Source organism: Pseudomonas sp. GW821-FHT01D09 (assembly GCF_059422465.1).
In genome coordinates, this window is sequence record NZ_JBWKWY010000001.1 from 175,619 (window position 1) to 191,483 (window position 15,865).

Genomic DNA, 15,865 nt, shown 5'->3' on the forward strand with positions numbered 1-15,865 from the left:
TTAAGCCATTTGCGCAAGCGCCCACGCGCATTGTCATACGGGGACGCGGTGTTGAACTGGATCATCCGCCCCAGCGTCCACTGCTCGTACCACGGGCATTCGTAAAGCTGGGCATTGTCGCGGCTCTGGATGATGGACACGATGCGCTGCTTGGCCGTGTCGAGCCGGTCGAGCAACTGCTCAAAAGGGATGCCTTCGTAGTCGCGGTAGAACTTCTGCGCCAGTTGCCCCAACTGGTTCCACTTGAAGCCGGTTTCCGGGAAGTCTATGGCGTTGCCGGCGGCATCGGCCGCCAGCCATTTGAGCACCAATTCGTTCCAGCCCACCAGGTAGGCGACGAGATTGGCAACGCTCATCTGCGTGCCTTTGGCGTGCCCCTCCAGGTTGCATTCGTTGATGCACTCGGCAGGCACCTGCTGGATGACGCTGAGTAGCTTTGCGTAATTGCGGTTGATGGCATCGAGCAGTTCTTGCTTGTTTTGAGGGACCGTCATGACTCACCCACCACCTAAAAAACCAATCCTGCCTCAGCCCGGGGCAGGGATCCATACCCCGGCGGGTTTCAGTGTCCGTTCTTCGGCGAGGGGCCCGATGGACCAGGCGCCTGGGTTTCAAACGCCTGGGCCAGAAAATCGATCAAGGTTCGCACGGAAGGCAGCAGCCCACGTCTTGACGGGAAAACAGCACTGATCACGCCCTCGGTGGGGCGCCATTGGGGGAGCAGGCTGACCAGGCGACCATCTTGTATCTCCTTCTTGACCACGGCCAGCGGCAGGTTGGCGATGCCCACACCTTGCAGCGCCGCACTTTTCAGGGTGGGCATGTCATCGCTGATCAGCCGTGGCGTGTGGCAGATCTCGGCGGACACGCCTTCTGGGCCGATCAGCTCCCAAACGTACTGCAGCAGCGGGTTGCCCCAGCTGATGGTTGGCAGTCCCGACACGTCGGCAGGTAACAGCGGCAGTGCATGCTGTTGCAAGAAGGCCGGGCTCGCGACCAGCGCCTGGGGGCTCTTGGCGAGCAGCTTCATCACCAGGTCACTGCTTTCCAGGGGCGGGAAGCACAGGTTCAACGCGATGTCATAGCCCTCGCTGATCACATCGACCTTGCGGTTGAAGCTTTTCACGTTGAGTTCGACATTGGGGCACTGGGCCATGAACTGGGCCAGCATCGGCGCTACCCAGTAATTGAGCAGGGCGGTGGTGCAACTCAGGCGGATCACCCCGCGCGGCTCGGCCTTGTTGAAGGCGATCAGGTCCTCGGCCGACTCTGCCTCGGCGGTCATCGCCACGCAGTGGCGGTAGTAGGCCAGGCCGATGTCGGTGACCTGGAACTGACGGGTCGAGCGCTGGATCAGCCGTGCCCCCAGCCGCGCTTCCAACTGGCTGACCCGGCGGCTCAAGGTCGACTTGGGCATGTTCAGCGCCCGACCGGCTGCCGCAAAGCCACCATGCTCAACCACCTTGGCATAGAGGAAGAGTTCATTGAGGTCGAACACAGGCATCGTTCCATTTTTGAGATGGTGAAGTCTAATTCAACGACTACCGGACACCTAGTGCAATGACGAACACTGGAGATAGTACAGCTGAGGCTGGATTTACCAGCTGCGTGAAAAATGATCGCTTCGTGCTACCCAACATTATTCTGCACTGGCGTTCCATTGTTGGAATTGTCAGCTGCCGCCAGAAACGTCGAGGCAAGGTTCTGGCCCGATACCGTTCACCCATGTAAGAGGAAAGGCAAATGAGCGCTTCAGGTAACGCTGCAAACTTTAATGGTCAGAAGCCAACGATTGACCCCACCGACACCGCCATGTTGCTGATCGACCACCAGAGTGGCCTGTTCCAGATCGTCAAGGACATTGATGTTCCTCAATTGCGCGCCAACGCCATTGCCTTGGCCAAGGCCGCGACCCTGCTGAAAATCCCGGTCATTACCACCGCTTCGGTGCCCCAGGGGCCGAATGGTCCGTTGATCCCGGAAATCCACGAGGCGGCGCCCCATGCCCAGTATGTGGCCCGGCGTGGCGAGATCAATGCCTGGGATAACCCCGAGTTCCACGCGGCGGTCAAGGCCACCGGCAAGAAGACTCTGGTGATCGCCGGCACCCTGACCAGCGTATGCCTGGCGTTTCCGTCCATCGCGGCGGTGCATGAGGGCTACAAGGTGTTCGCCGTGGTCGATGCCTCGGGCAACCACTCGAAGCTGGCCACCGAGCTGACCGTCGCGCGCCTGGCCCAGGCCGGCGTGGTGCCGATCGACATCATGGGCACCTTGTCGGAACTGCAAGGCTCGTGGAACCGTCCAGATGCCCAAGAGTGGGCGAACGTCTATACCCAGGCCATGCCGCACTACCAATTGCTGATCGAGAGTTACATCAAGGCGCAGGAAGTGGCTAATAACCACGAAGAGCTAGACTCCCAGCGCAAGTAAATACCGCTGACCTTTCCCGGTGCGGCCCATTTCGGGAAGCACCTCTTACCAGGAGCATCATGATGTCTAAACCCTACGTTCGCCTGGACAAAGATAACGCCGCTGTCCTGCTGGTTGACCATCAGGCTGGCTTGTTGTCACTGGTGCGTGATATCGAGCCCGACAAGTTCAAGAACAACGTGCTGGCCTTGGCTGACCTGGCCAAGTACTTCAAGTTGCCGACCATCCTCACCACCAGCTTTGAAACCGGCCCCAATGGCCCGCTGGTGCCCGAGCTCAAGGCCCTGTTCCCGGACGCGCCGTACATTGCCCGTCCTGGCCAGATCAACGCCTGGGACAACGAGGATTTCGTCAAGGCCATCAAGGCCACCGGCAAGAAGCAACTGATCATCGCCGGCGTCGTGACCGAGGTGTGTGTGGCGTTCCCGGCGCTGTCGGCCCTGGCCGAAGGCTATGAAGTGTTTGTGGTGACCGATGCCTCCGGCACCTTCAACGAACTGACCCAGCAATCGGCCTGGAACCGCATGTCGGCCAACGGCGCGCAGCTGATGACCTGGTTTGGCCTGGCGTGCGAGCTGCATCGCGACTGGCGCAACGATATCGAAGGCCTGGGGACCTTGTTCTCCAACCACATCCCGGACTATCGTAACCTGTTCACCAGCTACAACGCGTTGACCGAGGGCAAATAAGCCCAGGTCCGGGGGGCTGTGCGGCTACGGGCAGCCCCCGCTTCAGTCCAGGATGAAGGGCGCCCATGCAACCGCTGATCAATTATTTCAAAGTGGTATTCAACCCCGGCCTCGGGGTGTTGCTGTTTGCCTTGCGCACCGTCGCGGCAGGGCTGTTGACGTTGTACCTGGCTTTTATCTTCGACCTGGATCAACCCAAATGGTCGGTAATGGCCGTGATTATCGTCAGCCAGCCCCTGGGCGGCATGGCGTTGCAGCGCAGTTTCTCGCAGATTATCGGCACCCTGGTCGGTGCCGCCGTGGCGGTGTTGATCATGGGGATTTTCCCCCAGGCACCGCTGCCCTTTGTTATCACCCTGTCGTTGTGGCTGGCGTTCTGCACCGCCGGCGGCACGCTGTTGCGCTACACCAGCTCCCATGCCTTTGTGCTCAGCGGTTTTACCGCCGTGGTGGTAGGGCTGCTGGCGGTGCCGGAGCAGGACAACACCTTGATGCTGGCAATCACCCGGCTTACCGAGACGCTGCTGGCGGTGGCCTGTGTGTGCCTGGTCAGCTTGCTCACGGCGCGCCCGGAAGCGGTCGCCCGGGGCTATTTCGCCAAGGTCGACCAGGTGCTGAAGCTGATGGCCGCCCACGCTGCGGCGGTGATCCGCACCGAAGAGAGCGAGGCCGACTTCCATCAGCGTCAGATGCAGTTGCTGGGGGAAATCAGCGCCCTGGAAGGCCTGCGCCGGCATCTGTACTTCGATGCGCCACGGCTGCGCAGCGCCAATGGGCTGGTGCAATTGCTCGGCAACCAATTGGTGTTGCTGACCTCGCGGCTGACGGTACTGCGCCGCCAGCGCACGCTGATCGGCGAGCGCTGGGAGGGCGAGCTGCCCGCAGACATCCAGCAGTTGCGCGCGGACGAGCTGGCGTTTCTCGATGAACTGGCAGTGGCCGGGCGTTCACTGTCGGCCGAGGCGCGCCAGGGCTTTACCGTGCTGCAGCAGCGCTTTGATCAGCAGGCCAAAAACGCCGAGCAGCGCCGCGATGAACCCATGACCGGCACCTTGCGCGCCCTGGCGTGGGCCTTGCGCTGGGAACAGGCGCGCCTGTTGCAGCAACTGGAGGAAATCCTCGAACTCAGCGACGCGATCCAGGACGGCCGCCAGGCCAGCTGTGCGCACCGCCAGGGCCAGAGCAACCCGCTGTACCTGGACTGGCGCCTGGCCGGGATGAACGCGGCGCGGGCCTTTATTGCCTTGCTCGCCAGCGGCCTGATCTGGATCGAAACCGCATGGGACGGCGCGCGGGCCGGGATGATCCTGGTGGGCATCCTCTGTTCGTTGATGGCGACCTTTCCACGGCCCCTGGCGGCGAGCCAGAATTATGCGCGCGGCTTTGGCCTGTCCCTGCTGGTGTCGGCGGTCTATCAGTTCATGCTGGTGCCGGCCATTGGCGATGTGGAAATGCTGTTTCTGATTCTCGCGCCGCTGTTGTATGTGATTGCGGTGGGCCTGGCCAGCCCGATGACCGCCGGGATCGGCATGGGCCTGGGCCTGTCGACCTTCCTGATGGTGGGCCCACAGAATATCGGAGCCTGGCAGAACACCGCGAGCCAATGGTTCGAGTTCGCCGGCGCCTATATCGGCGCCTGTGCTCTGTCGTTGCTGGTGTACGCCTGGGTGTTTCCGTTCAACCCGGCGCGGCGTATCCAGCGCCTGTATGACGAGAGCCGTGGCCAGGTCTACGCATTGCTCCAGACTGCGCCGGCGGACTCGCGCCAATTCGCCTTTGAAAGCCGGATGATGGACCGCCTGACCATGATGTTGGGGCTGTTACCGGCCGCCAACGACCAGCGCTCCAACGCGCTGTTCGAGGTCAGCCTCGCGTGCATGGCCCTGGGGATCGCCCTGAACCAGCTCAAGCAACAAGGCCAGGACAATGCACTGCTCACGCCCGCCACCAAGGCGCGCTTGCAGGCGATCCTGGAGCAGTCCGGCCGTTATGTAGCGGGCCGGCCGGGTGTGGATGTGCAGGCCCTGGCCACGAGCTTGCGCCAGCTAGGCGACGAGTTGGACCAGTTGCACGCCAGCGCGTTGCCTTCCGGGCATGGGCAGTTGTGGTCGGTGTTCCGCATTCGGGTGGCGTTGCTGATCGTGGCGTCGTTCCTTGAGCGCTACCGTGAATTTCTTGAACCCGTGGAAGAAGGAGTGCCGGCCCTTGCCGATTGATTTCGAGGTGGGCGGCGTGTACCTGCCGCCGATTGCCCAGGCGCTGCTGTTGGCGCTGCCGGTATTTATGCTGCTGGACTGGGGCTTGCGCCGTCTCGGCGTGTTGCGGTTGGTCTGGCATGAGGCACTGTTTGAGGGTGCCCTGTATGCCTGCGTGTGTGCTGTTGTCATTTTAGTGATGGGAACCCCATGACCTTGAAAAAACTCATTCCCCAACTGATCACCCTGGCGGTCGTCGTGCTGGCCCTGGTGCTGGGCTGGTTCGCCTGGGAACACTACACCCGCTCGCCCTGGACCCGTGATGCGCGGGTGCGTGCCGACGTGGTGACGCTGCCGGCGGATGTCTCCGGGTTGATCGTCAGCCTGCGGGTGCAGGATAACCAGCATGTGACCAAGGGCGATGTGCTGCTGGAAATCGACCCGGCGCGCTACGCCCTGGCGGTCGAGCATGCGCAGCGCTCGGTGGACGTGGCCACGGCCACCCTGGGCCAGTCCCGGGCGGCGATCATTGCCAGTGAGGCCCAGCTCAAGCAGCGCCAGAGTGAGGAGCGGCGGCGACGCACCCTCAAGCAGGGGTTCGCGATCTCCGGCGAAGAGTGGGAGAAGTCCAATACCGACGTGGCAGTCGCCCAGGCGCAACTGTTGAGCAACCAGGCCAATCTCGGGCTGGCCGAGGCCAATGTGCAGTTGGCCAAGGCCGCATTGACCCAGGCCGAGCTGGATTTGCAGCGCACCCGGGTGATCGCGCCGGTCAGTGGCTATGTCACCAACCTGCTGACGCGCCAGGGCGACTACGCCACGGCCGGCGGTGCCTTGCTGGCGTTGGTGGACAGCGACTCGTTCTATGTCAGTGGTTATTTCGAGGAAACCAAGCTGCCACGGATCGCCGAGGGCGACCGCGTACGGATCCAGTTGATGAGCGGCGAAACCTTTGGCGGCACGGTACAGAGCATCGCCTTCGCCATCACTGACCGCGAGAACTCCCCGGGCAGTCGCCTGCTGGCCAACATCAACCCCAGCTACACCTGGGTCAAGCTGGCACAGCGGGTGCCGGTCAGGATCGGCATCGATCCCGACTATGTCAGCCAGGGCCGCTTGCGGGCGGGCACCACGGCGACCGTGACCGTGCTGGAACAGCAGGCGCCACGCTGATGGGGCTCATCTTGAAACGGCTGGTGCGCGCTTCGATGTCGCTGACCGTTTCGCTAACCGCAGGGGGCGTGTGCGCCGATAACTCCCTGGGCCAACGGGACAACCTCAGCACCGGCATCAATGAGCGGCAGAAGGCTGAGCTGGCGGTCGCGCCGGGGTTTGTCAGCGGTTCGTCCCTCAATGGCTTGCTGCGCAATTACTACCTGGGTCGCGACAACCACAACACGCCGTCGCGACTGGACCAGCGCGAATGGGTGCAGGGGGTGTACCTGTCCTTTCGCTCGGGGTACACCGACACGCCGATTGGGGTCGGGGTGGATGTGCATGGTTTCTATGGGCTCAAGCTCGATGGTGGCGGGGGCAGTGGCGGGGCGGGGTTGTTGCCGCTGGATTCGCAGAACGCCCCGCAGGCCGACTTTTCGGCAGCGGGCGCGGCCCTCAAGCTGCGCGGCTTTGACAGCCTGGTGCAGGTCGGTGACCAGTACCTGGAAAACCCGCTGGTGGCCAGCGGCGTGAGCCGGGTGTTCCCGCAGACTTTTCGCGGCGTGACGTTGAAAAATTACAGCCTGCACAACCTGACCCTCGACAGCGGCTGGGTCGACTCCACGCGCCTGCGCAACCAGAGTGGGCAAAGCCGCCTGGGCACCAGTTACGGCAGCGGCAACAAGGCCGGGCTGGCCGCCGATCGTGAAAGCCCGCACATGGCCTGGCTGGGGGGTGTCTACAGTGCACCGGGTGGGATGACGCTGACGGTGTATGGCGGGCAACTGAGCGATATCTGGAATCAGTACTACGTCGGGGTGAGCCAGCCGTTCACCCTGGCGCACGGGATCACCCTGACGCCGTATGTGCATTACTTCAACACCCGCGACCAGGGGCGCAGCCAGTTGGGGCGTATCGACAACCACACCTACACCGGCGGCCTGACCCTGTCCGGCGCCGGCCAGAGCCTGACCCTGGGGCTGCAGAAGGTCGATGGCGACACGCCGTTCGACTACGTGGTGCAGGATGACCGGACCTTCCTTTACCTGAACAACTCCCAGCAATACGCAGACTTTAACGCGCCGGGGGAAAAGTCCTGGAAGATCCAATACCAGACCAGCCTGGCGTTTATCGACGCGCCTGACTTCCAGCTCAGCACCTCCTACACCCGTGGCGAGGCAGACCTGACCCGGGTCGATCCCGGTAGCCAAGGCTACGGCTACATCTACAACGCCGCCGGCAAGGATGCCCATCACTGGGAGCGGGACATTGCCCTGCGCTACGCCGTACCGGGCGGCAAGGCCAAGGGCTTGAACGTTACCTTGCGCTGGGCGGCCCACCGTACAGGGCAGGGGTATACCGCACCGGGCAATACCCGTGGCAACTCAAATGCCGATGAGTACCGGGTGATTGTCGATTATCCGTTCAGTATTTTTTAGCTGCTTTGCAAACGTCGGTTGAATCAGTCGCGTAAACCTAGGGAAGCACCCGTTATGAAGACTCCGTCCAAAACGCTTCTGACCCTCATGGCGATGGGCACGCTCTGCGCGTGCTCTACCCAACTGACTGAGCAAGGCCTCAACGTTAGTCTGGTCACCGCGACATCGTCCAATCAATGCAACTTGATCAGGATGTTCACCGTCAGGGGGGCGGGTGCTGATGAAACGCTGCGCATGGCGTTGAATGAAGCGGGCGCTTTGGGGGCCGACAGCATGGCGGTGGCTGATGGTAAGGAAACTTCCGACGGTGCCGAGATCACGGGGGCGGCGCTGATCTGCCGCCAATGAAGGTGCACCCCAGAGGCGTCTTACCGGGCCTTATCAGCTGACAAGCCATTGATAAATATAGATATGGTCTCTTTGATCAGCTGATCGCGTGCCGGTTTTCCGGGACTTCGGCAAAGACCCAGCAAGCAACGCAACTGCATGTCGCCGGTCAGCGCATCGAGGAAGATCTTTGCCCGGGTCTGCGGGTTGCCAGGGATGATCAGCCCTGCTTCCTCTGCCCAGGTGAAATACTCCGCCAAGCAGTTGTAGGCGGTCGCGGGCGCGGCGTCGAAGAACGACTGCGCCGCCTCCGGTGCTCGCAGGGCTTCGGACACAATCAGGCGATGCAGGGCGAGGGTCCGGGGCGATAACAACACGTCCAGGAACACTCGGGCAATGGTCGTCAGTGCTTCCTGCACAGGCTTCTGAGCGAGGTCCATATGGGTCAGCGGGCTGACGTTCTCTGCACAGAGCTCCTCGATAATCGCGGAGAACAGGCCTTCCTTGCCGCCGAAATAGGCGTAGATCGTGCGCTTGGAGCCGCCAATGTTGGCAATGATCCCGTCAACGCTGACCCCGGAATAGCCTTCTGCGAGAAACATCTCGGTTGCCGCCTGGAGAATACTTTGACGTTTTGCGGCTTGCCTCGGGGTAGGGGTTTGCATGTGGCTCGGCTATTCCTGAAAAGAACAATTCGACAGTCCGCCTAGCCTACGCGGCTCTGCATCAGCCTTCCAGCCACACAGTGGGACGAGTCAGACATTTGTCCCGGGAATTTTTTTGTAAAAAACACTTCGATCACCCTTGACGAGTTTTTGATTTGGGCGCATTTTCGGCAAAAGGGTACGGTAACGTACCGTACCATTTCATAAAAACAATAGAGGTACTGATCATGCGTTTCGTGCATTTTCTGGAAGGCTCCAGCAAAGGCCTGGCCGTCGAGCAAGCAGGCGTCCTGCGGGGCTTGAACGAACAGGAAAACGGCTATCCAGGCACCCTGGAGAGCCTGCTCAAAGCCGGCCCCGCAGCGCTGCAAGCGGCCCATCGGCGCTTGAGCGACGCTCGCTTGCTGGACACCTCGACGCTGCGCTACCTGCCACCACTGGAGCGGCCGGGCAAGATCGTGTGTGTCGGCTTGAACTACGCCGATCACACCAAAGAGAGCCCCTACGAACAGCCGGCCTATCCGACCTTCTTCCCGCGCTTTTCCACCAGCCTGATCGGCCATGGCGAGCCCATCCTGCGCCCGCGTGTGTCCGAGCAACTGGATTACGAAGGGGAGCTGGCGGTGGTGATCGGCACCGGTGGCCGGCATATCGCCCGTGCGCAGGCCCTGGCGCATGTCGCGGGCTACGCGGTCTTCAATGAGGCGTCGGTGCGCGATTACCAGTTCAAATCGCCGCAATGGACCATCGGCAAGAACTTCGACGCCACCGGCGCATTTGGCCCGACCTTTGTCAGTGCCGATGAGTTGCCACCGGGGGCCGCCGGCCTGAACCTGGTGACACGCCTCAACGGCACGGTGGTGCAGCAGGGCAATACCGCCGACATGATCTTTGGCGTCGCCGAACTGATTGCCGTGCTCAGTGAAGCGGTGACCCTGGAGCCCGGTGACGTGATTGTCACCGGCACCCCGGCCGGGATTGGCTGGGCGCGGCGCCCGCCATTGTTCATGAAGCCCGGCGACCTCTGCACCGTAGAGATCGAAGGCCTTGGCACCTTGAGCAACCTGATCGCCGACGAGCCGCCTGCGGCCTGAGTTCACGCGTCAGTTTTTCACGAGTGAGGAACAACCGACCGACCGTCACCACGGTGGGCAGCGATCCCGGCTGCCCTGGTTTCGACTACCGGTTGTCCTGCCCATTGAATGCCGAGGAGTCACTACCGTGCTGCAGATCAAAGACATTAACCATGTGCTCTACCGTCATCCCGACCTTGGGGTGGTCGAACGCTTCCTGAGCGATTTCGGCCTGGTGGTCATGCACCGTACCGAGCAACGCCTGTATTTTCGCGGCACCTGCTCGCTGCCCTATGTGTATATCGCCGAGAAGGCCGCAAAAGCCAGCTTTGGCAGCATCGCGTTCGCCGTCGAAAGCCTCGACGACCTGCACCAGGCCTGCCGGCTGCCGGGGGCCTCGGCTATCCAGCCGATGGAAGGTCCGGGAGGAGGGCAGTACGTTGCCTTGCATGATCCCTCGGGACGGCGGATTGAGTTGGTACATGGCATCCAAGCCGTGGGCGCGCTGCCCCATCGCCCTGCGCTGACCCTCAACTCGGCCCAACACAAGCAGCGCTTCGGCGATGTGCAGCGCCCCGGCAAGGGCCCGGCACAGGTCCTGCGCCTGGGCCATGCGGCGATTGGTGTACAGGACATGGCCCTGCACCTGGCCTGGTACCAGCACATGCTCGGCATGTTGCCTTCAGATCTGGTGGTCGAGGAACCGCATCGCGACCGCCCAAGTGCGGCCTTCCTGCGTTTGAACCGTGGCAGCGCCTGGACCGACCATCACACCATCGCGCTGTTCCAGGCGCCACGGGACTTTGTTCATCACGTGTCCTTCGAGGTCCAGGATTTTGATGCGCAGTGCCTGGGCCACGAGTGGATGACCCTGCAAGGCTGGTCGCCGTTCTGGGGGGTGGGCCGGCACATGCTGGGCAGCCAGATCTTCGATTACTGGCGCGACCCGTCCGGCAACCTGATCGAACACTTCACCGATGGCGACCTGTTCAACCAGGAGTCGCCCTCGGGCTACACCCAGGCGTGCGACGCCAGCCTCTACCAATGGGGCCCGCCGATGTCGGTGGAGTTTTTCCTGGGCGGGGAGTGTGCCGCCGAACAGACCGCGCCCCGGTCGACTTCAGAACGTCAGCGACGCAGTTGAGGACAAATGCCATGAGTCAGGTAATCAGCGAGCAGGTGCTCGATAGGTTGTTTCGCCAGGCCCGCAGCCAGAATGGCTGGCTGGACAAACCGGTGGCTGAGCACACCTTGAGGGCGCTATACGATCTGGTGCGTTGGGGCCCGACCAGCGCCAACGGCTGCCCGGCGCGCATTGTGTTCTTGCGCAGTGCCCAAGCCCGGCAACGCTTACTGCCGGCCTTGAGCGCGGGCAATGTCGAAAAGACCCTGAGCGCCCCGGTGACGGCGATCATCGGCTACGACACGCAGTTCCATACGCAGTTGCCCAGGTTGTTTGCACACAACCCCACGGTAAGTGACTGGTTTGCCGGCCAGCCGGAGTTGCTCGAATCCACCGCCTTTCGCAACAGCTCGCTGCAGGGCGGCTACTTGATCCTCGCGGCCCGGGCCCTGGGCCTGGACTGCGGACCGATGTCCGGGTTTGACCACGCACAGGTCGACCAGGCGTTTTTCGCCCCCGGGGCCGATGGCATGCAGGCGTTTGCCGGTATGCACATCAAGTCGAACTTCCTGTGCAACCTCGGCTATGGCGACCCCGAGAAACTCTTTGCCCGTAACCCGCGCCTGGACTTCGACGAGGCCTGCGCGCTGTTGTAACTGACTGCACCTGTACGTAAATCCTCCAGACCGATCGGGCGTGCTGCGACGCATCACGCCTGTCTGTCAGCCTGGCAAAACAACAACAATAAGGAAAATCCAGCAATGAGACCTCTTTCCAAGTGGCATGTGCTTGTCGGCGGTTTTCTCGCGTACCTGTTTGACGCGATGGAAATTATCTTGCTCACCCTCGCACTCCCGGTAATCCGCCAGGACCTGGGCCTGACATTCAATGAAGCCGGCATGCTCGCCTCGGCGACCCTGCTGGGTATCGGTTTTAGCAGCATCACCACGGGCTGGTACTCCGACAACTACGGTCGCCGCAAAGCTTTACTGATTTCGTTGAGCGTATTCGGCCTGTTGACCACGCTGGTGGCTGTCACACACAACTGGGCCTTGCTCCTGCTGCTGCGGTTTCTATCCGGGCTGGGCTTGGGCGGGGTGTGGGGGATTGTCTCGGCCTATGTGACGGAAACCTGGCCGGCCCACCAGCGGGCGCGAGCGATCGGGTTTGTGCTCAGTTCATTCCCGATTGGCGCGGCCATTGCGGCCATGGCGGCGGCCAGCTATCTGCCAGACTGGCCGACCTTGTTCATGGTGGCCGGGATCTCCACCCTGATTCCATTGGCGTACCTGTTTTTCTTCGTGCCGGAGTCGCCGGAGTGGGCTGTGCAGAGAGCCCGACCCGGAGCACGCAAGCACGTCTCGGTGCGCGAAATCTTCTCCCCCGAACTGCTGCGCCTGACCCTGTTGGGCACCCTGGCGGCGAGTTTTGCGGTGATTGGTTTCTGGGGCGCAAGCACCTGGTTGCCCACTTACTTGATCCAGGAGCGTGGCCTGGGCCTCGACACGATGGCCAACTTCATGGCGATCCTCAACGTCGGCGCCTTTATCGGCATCAATGCCTTCGGTTTTATCGCCGACCGCATCGGCAAGCGCAACGCCACGCTCCTGTCATTGCTCGGCAGTGCGGTGATGTTGTCGATTTATGCACTCACCACGCAGAACGCCATCCTGTTCTGGCTGGGGCCGATCTACGCCTTCTTCTATGCCTTTGCCAGCCTGTTTGCCTCCTACTTCAGTGCGCTGTACCCCACCCGGGTGCGCACCCTCGGCGCGGGTTTCTGCTTCAACTTTGGCCGCGGGCTGGCGGCCTTTGCGCCGCTGCTGTTGAGCGCAATCGCCACTCACTACAGCCTGGCGTGGGGACTGTTGGTGTGCGCCGGGTTCTTTGCCCTGGCCACCCTTACCCTGTGGTTCATGCCCCAGGCGGAATCGGACCGGCCCGCGATGGCTGGCATGCCACTCAACACCATGGATTCCCGATAGTCGAGACCCACCTGGAGCTTCAAGACATGTCACAGCAAACCGTAGAACAACAGATCCAGGCCCTGGAAATGCGCCGCCGCCAGGCCATGGTCGAAGGCGATCTGGACTTCCTGGAAAGCCTCTATCCCCGCGACTTGACCTACAGCCACTCGGACGGCAAGAGCGACAGCAAGCGCAGTTACCTGCAAGGCATGCGCGAGGGCGTCTGGCGCTACCGGGGGTTCGCCACCCGCGACGAGCAGATGCGCAGGGCTGGGGATTGTGTAGTCGTCACCGGGTTGATCGACATGGACGTGGTGATCCGTGGCGAGCCCATGCTGCTGAACTCGCGCTACATCAGCGTGTGGAAAGCCGGCAATAACGGCTGGCAAATGATGGCCTGGCAATCGACGCGTTACACGCCGCACCCCTGAACCCCGGTAAGACCCTCAACAACCGGCAACTGGAACCCGGCCCTCGTGGTTGTCCGGGCAGGGCGTGCGCATGCCTGGAAAACACGATGGCTGGAACTTTGACTTGATGGAAACCTGAACATGTACGTACAACAATTACAAAAAACGTATTGCAAGGCTCTTCTGATAACCGCAGGCGCGATAAGCCTGGCCTCAAGCCCGCTGCAGGCCAAGGACTGGAGCGACACCTTTATCGGTTTTCGCTATGGCACTGACTTCACCGAACCCAGTGTCCGCGGCAAGGTGCAGAAGGAGATCTATCAACTGGGCCATGCCAGCGGCAATCAGGCGGGGTCCAATTTCTTTAACCTGGATGTGCTCAAGTCCGACAGCAACGACCCGAAGAAAGACAGCGACTCGGGCGCGACCGAGGCCTATCTGGTCTATCGCCATCAACTGTTCCTCAGCCAGGTGTTCGAGCGCTCGATGGCGTTCGGTCCGGTCAAGGAAGTGGCCCTGAGCAGCGGGGTTGAACTCAACTACAAAAACACCGAGTTTGCCACCCGCAAACGCATGCTGGTGGCCGGGCCGACGCTCAAGTTCGACGTGCCCGGTTACCTGGATATCAGCCTGCTGTATGCCATGGAGTGGAACCACTGCGGGCTGAATGCGTGCCACACCGAAAACATCCAGTTCGACCCGTACTACGTGTTGCACATGGTCTGGGGCATTCCGTTCCAGGTGGGCAGCGTGCCCCTCAAGTTCCAGGGTTTTGCCAGCTACAAGACTGCGAAGGGCAAGGATTACTTCAAGCAGGACACGGCCGAGGAAAGCCTGGTTCGCGCCTCATTGATGGTCGATGTCGGGCAACTGGCGTTTGCTCGCAAAAACACCCTGCTGATCGGCCCGGGCTATGAGTACTGGAAGCACAAGTACGGCGCGATCCATAAACCCGGCACCGACACCTACGCCCCCACTGTGCACCTTGAGTGGCATTTCTAAAGCCCCTGGGTGAGCCGCATCAGCGGCTCACCGCTGCAGCCGGCGTTTATTTCACCGCCGGTTGGCCCACCGGCACGCGCCGCTCCTCGCTCGTCAGCAGGCGGATCAGCGGCGAGGCGATAAAGGTACTGATAATGGCCATGATCACCAGCATGGTGAAGTACTCCTTGGGCAGCACGCCCAGGTCATAGCCCACGTTAAGCACCACCAGTTCCATCAGCGCCCGGGTGTTCATGCACACGCCGATCAACGCGCTGTTGCGCGGTGTCTCGCCCAGCCAGCGGCTGGCGCCATAGGCCCCGAAGAATTTGCTGGCGAACGCCACCAGGCACACCAAAAAGCAATTGAGCAGCGCCGTGTCGCCATTGAGCGAGCCGATATCGGTGCGCAGCCCGGTGTAGGCAAAGAACACCGGCAGGAAAAACGCATTGACCAGGCCGCTGACCTTGGCATTCCACTGGGTGACAAAAGGCCGGTGGGTGTGCAGGGCGACGCCGATGATAAAGCCGCCAATAATCGAAAACACGCCGATCAGGTTGGTGATCACCGCGCTGCCAAACAGCACGATCAGCATCAGGGAAATACCCTGGGCCGACAGGGGTTTGCGCGCAAGGTCGCCGATGATCCAGCGCAGCACCAACGGCCGCACCACCCACAGCACCAGCACGATAAACAGCGCCAGGGCGAGGATCCTGCCGAGGGAGGCCCATACGCTGAAGTTGGAGGCGATGATCGAGGTCACGCCGCCGAGGATCAGCCAGCCGCACACATCATCGATGGCCGCCGCGCCAATCGTCAGGGTGGCTACGCGGGAGCGGGACAGCCCCAGCTCCATGAAGATCCGCCCGAGGATCGGCAGGGCGGTGATCGACAGCGCCGTGGCAAAAAACAGCTGGAAGGCCAGCAGCGGTGGCTTGTCGCCGGCGATCTGTTGCCAGAAATACTCGGCCACCAGGAAGCCACTGGCAAACGGCACCAGCAACCCCCCCAGGCTGATCGCCATGATCGAGCGTTTACGCCCCTTGAGGTGGGCGCCGAATTCAAATTCCAGGCCCACCTGGAACATCAACAGAATCAGGCCGACCTGGGCCGTGGCGACAAAGGCGGTGGAGGTTTGCGGCACAAAGATACTGCTGAGCAGTTCCGGGAAAAAATAGCCCAGCAGGCTCGGCCCCAGGACCAGCCCGGCGAGAATTTCCCCGGCCACCGGGGTTTGCCCCAGGCAGCGGGTGCTGAGCCAGGAGATCAGGCGGCTGGCGCTGAAAATCACGATCAGTTGGATCAGGAACAACAGGGTCAAATGCTCGGCCTGGGAACCCACGGCCGATTGCCCGCCCGCAGGCGCAGGAGGTTGTAGCGTGATAGCGCTGGTGTTGGTTTGCATGGG

16 protein-coding genes and 1 pseudogene are annotated in these 15,865 nt (G+C 61.8%); 13 read left to right on the top strand and 4 right to left on the bottom strand.

Annotated features, from left to right (window positions below):
- Positions 1 to 11: 11 nt before the first annotated feature.
- Positions 12 to 494, bottom strand: a pseudogene (locus tag AC07W7_RS00855) (ClbS/DfsB family four-helix bundle protein); the annotation flags it as partial.
- A gap of 68 nt (positions 495 to 562) precedes the next feature.
- A complete protein-coding gene (locus AC07W7_RS00860) occupies positions 563 to 1,498 on the bottom strand; it encodes a LysR substrate-binding domain-containing protein (RefSeq protein ID WP_495038420.1) in 936 nt (311 codons plus the stop codon).
- Between the two features lie 245 nt (positions 1,499 to 1,743).
- Here AC07W7_RS00860 and AC07W7_RS00865 point away from each other — a divergent pair, with 245 nt between their 5' ends.
- The 7 genes from AC07W7_RS00865 (at position 1,744) to AC07W7_RS00895 (ending at position 8,259) form a co-directional block, all read left to right on the top strand.
- Complete coding sequence (locus tag AC07W7_RS00865; RefSeq protein ID WP_099169988.1) at positions 1,744 to 2,433, top strand: isochorismatase family protein; 690 nt, start codon at positions 1,744 to 1,746, stop codon at positions 2,431 to 2,433.
- A gap of 62 nt (positions 2,434 to 2,495) precedes the next feature.
- Positions 2,496 to 3,122, top strand: a complete 627-nt coding sequence (gene ycaC, locus AC07W7_RS00870) for an isochorismate family cysteine hydrolase YcaC (RefSeq protein ID WP_029300559.1) — start codon at positions 2,496 to 2,498, stop codon at positions 3,120 to 3,122.
- A 65-nt stretch (positions 3,123 to 3,187) separates the two neighbouring features.
- Positions 3,188 to 5,338 carry an FUSC family protein gene (locus AC07W7_RS00875; RefSeq protein ID WP_495038421.1) on the top strand — a complete coding sequence of 717 codons (2,151 nt, stop codon included), beginning with the start codon at positions 3,188 to 3,190 and terminating at the stop codon, positions 5,336 to 5,338.
- Positions 5,328 to 5,531: a DUF1656 domain-containing protein gene (locus tag AC07W7_RS00880; protein WP_076963731.1), complete on the top strand. Its 204-nt coding sequence runs from the start codon at positions 5,328 to 5,330 to the stop codon at positions 5,529 to 5,531. The genes AC07W7_RS00875 and AC07W7_RS00880 overlap by 11 nt, the downstream gene beginning before the upstream one ends.
- Entirely contained in the window at positions 5,528 to 6,490 is a 963-nt protein-coding gene (locus AC07W7_RS00885) for an HlyD family secretion protein (protein ID WP_495038422.1), read from the top strand. Before AC07W7_RS00880 ends, AC07W7_RS00885 begins: the two co-directional genes overlap by 4 nt.
- A gap of 35 nt (positions 6,491 to 6,525) precedes the next feature.
- Positions 6,526 to 7,911: an OprD family outer membrane porin gene (locus AC07W7_RS00890; RefSeq protein ID WP_495038423.1), complete on the top strand. Its 1,386-nt coding sequence runs from the start codon at positions 6,526 to 6,528 to the stop codon at positions 7,909 to 7,911.
- Positions 7,912 to 7,965: 54 nt separating this feature from the next.
- The gene (locus tag AC07W7_RS00895; protein WP_495038424.1) at positions 7,966 to 8,259 is read left to right on the top strand and encodes a hypothetical protein; all 294 of its coding nucleotides are present in this window, start codon (positions 7,966 to 7,968) and stop codon (positions 8,257 to 8,259) included.
- A 20-nt stretch (positions 8,260 to 8,279) separates the two neighbouring features.
- Here the strand turns inward: AC07W7_RS00895 and AC07W7_RS00900 are convergent, their stop codons facing one another.
- Positions 8,280 to 8,903: a TetR/AcrR family transcriptional regulator gene (locus tag AC07W7_RS00900; protein ID WP_099169992.1), complete on the bottom strand. Its 624-nt coding sequence runs from the start codon at positions 8,901 to 8,903 to the stop codon at positions 8,280 to 8,282.
- 227 nt (positions 8,904 to 9,130) lie between these two features.
- Between AC07W7_RS00900 and AC07W7_RS00905 the strand changes: the two genes are divergently transcribed.
- The 6 genes from AC07W7_RS00905 to AC07W7_RS00930 all read left to right on the top strand — a co-directional run bounded on the left by AC07W7_RS00905 (position 9,131) and on the right by AC07W7_RS00930 (position 14,478).
- The gene (locus tag AC07W7_RS00905) at positions 9,131 to 9,997 is read left to right on the top strand and encodes a fumarylacetoacetate hydrolase family protein (RefSeq protein WP_495038425.1); all 867 of its coding nucleotides are present in this window, start codon (positions 9,131 to 9,133) and stop codon (positions 9,995 to 9,997) included.
- A gap of 127 nt (positions 9,998 to 10,124) precedes the next feature.
- Positions 10,125 to 11,120, top strand: coding sequence for a 2,4,5-trihydroxytoluene oxygenase (locus AC07W7_RS00910; protein WP_495038426.1), 996 nt, complete (start codon positions 10,125 to 10,127; stop codon positions 11,118 to 11,120).
- An 11-nt stretch (positions 11,121 to 11,131) separates the two neighbouring features.
- Positions 11,132 to 11,755 (top strand): malonic semialdehyde reductase, encoded by a 624-nt coding sequence (locus tag AC07W7_RS00915; RefSeq protein WP_076963724.1) that lies wholly within the window; start codon positions 11,132 to 11,134, stop codon positions 11,753 to 11,755.
- A 105-nt stretch (positions 11,756 to 11,860) separates the two neighbouring features.
- Positions 11,861 to 13,084 (top strand): MFS transporter, encoded by a 1,224-nt coding sequence (locus AC07W7_RS00920; protein ID WP_495038427.1) that lies wholly within the window; start codon positions 11,861 to 11,863, stop codon positions 13,082 to 13,084.
- A gap of 26 nt (positions 13,085 to 13,110) precedes the next feature.
- Positions 13,111 to 13,497, top strand: a complete 387-nt coding sequence (locus AC07W7_RS00925) for a nuclear transport factor 2 family protein (RefSeq protein WP_495038428.1) — start codon at positions 13,111 to 13,113, stop codon at positions 13,495 to 13,497.
- Positions 13,498 to 13,617: 120 nt separating this feature from the next.
- Positions 13,618 to 14,478, top strand: coding sequence for a hypothetical protein (locus AC07W7_RS00930; protein WP_495038429.1), 861 nt, complete (start codon positions 13,618 to 13,620; stop codon positions 14,476 to 14,478).
- Between the two features lie 46 nt (positions 14,479 to 14,524).
- Here AC07W7_RS00930 and AC07W7_RS00935 read toward each other — a convergent pair whose 3' ends face one another.
- Positions 14,525 to 15,862 carry a cation:proton antiporter gene (locus AC07W7_RS00935; protein ID WP_076963720.1) on the bottom strand — a complete coding sequence of 446 codons (1,338 nt, stop codon included), beginning with the start codon at positions 15,860 to 15,862 and terminating at the stop codon, positions 14,525 to 14,527.
- Positions 15,863 to 15,865 lie beyond the last annotated feature (3 nt).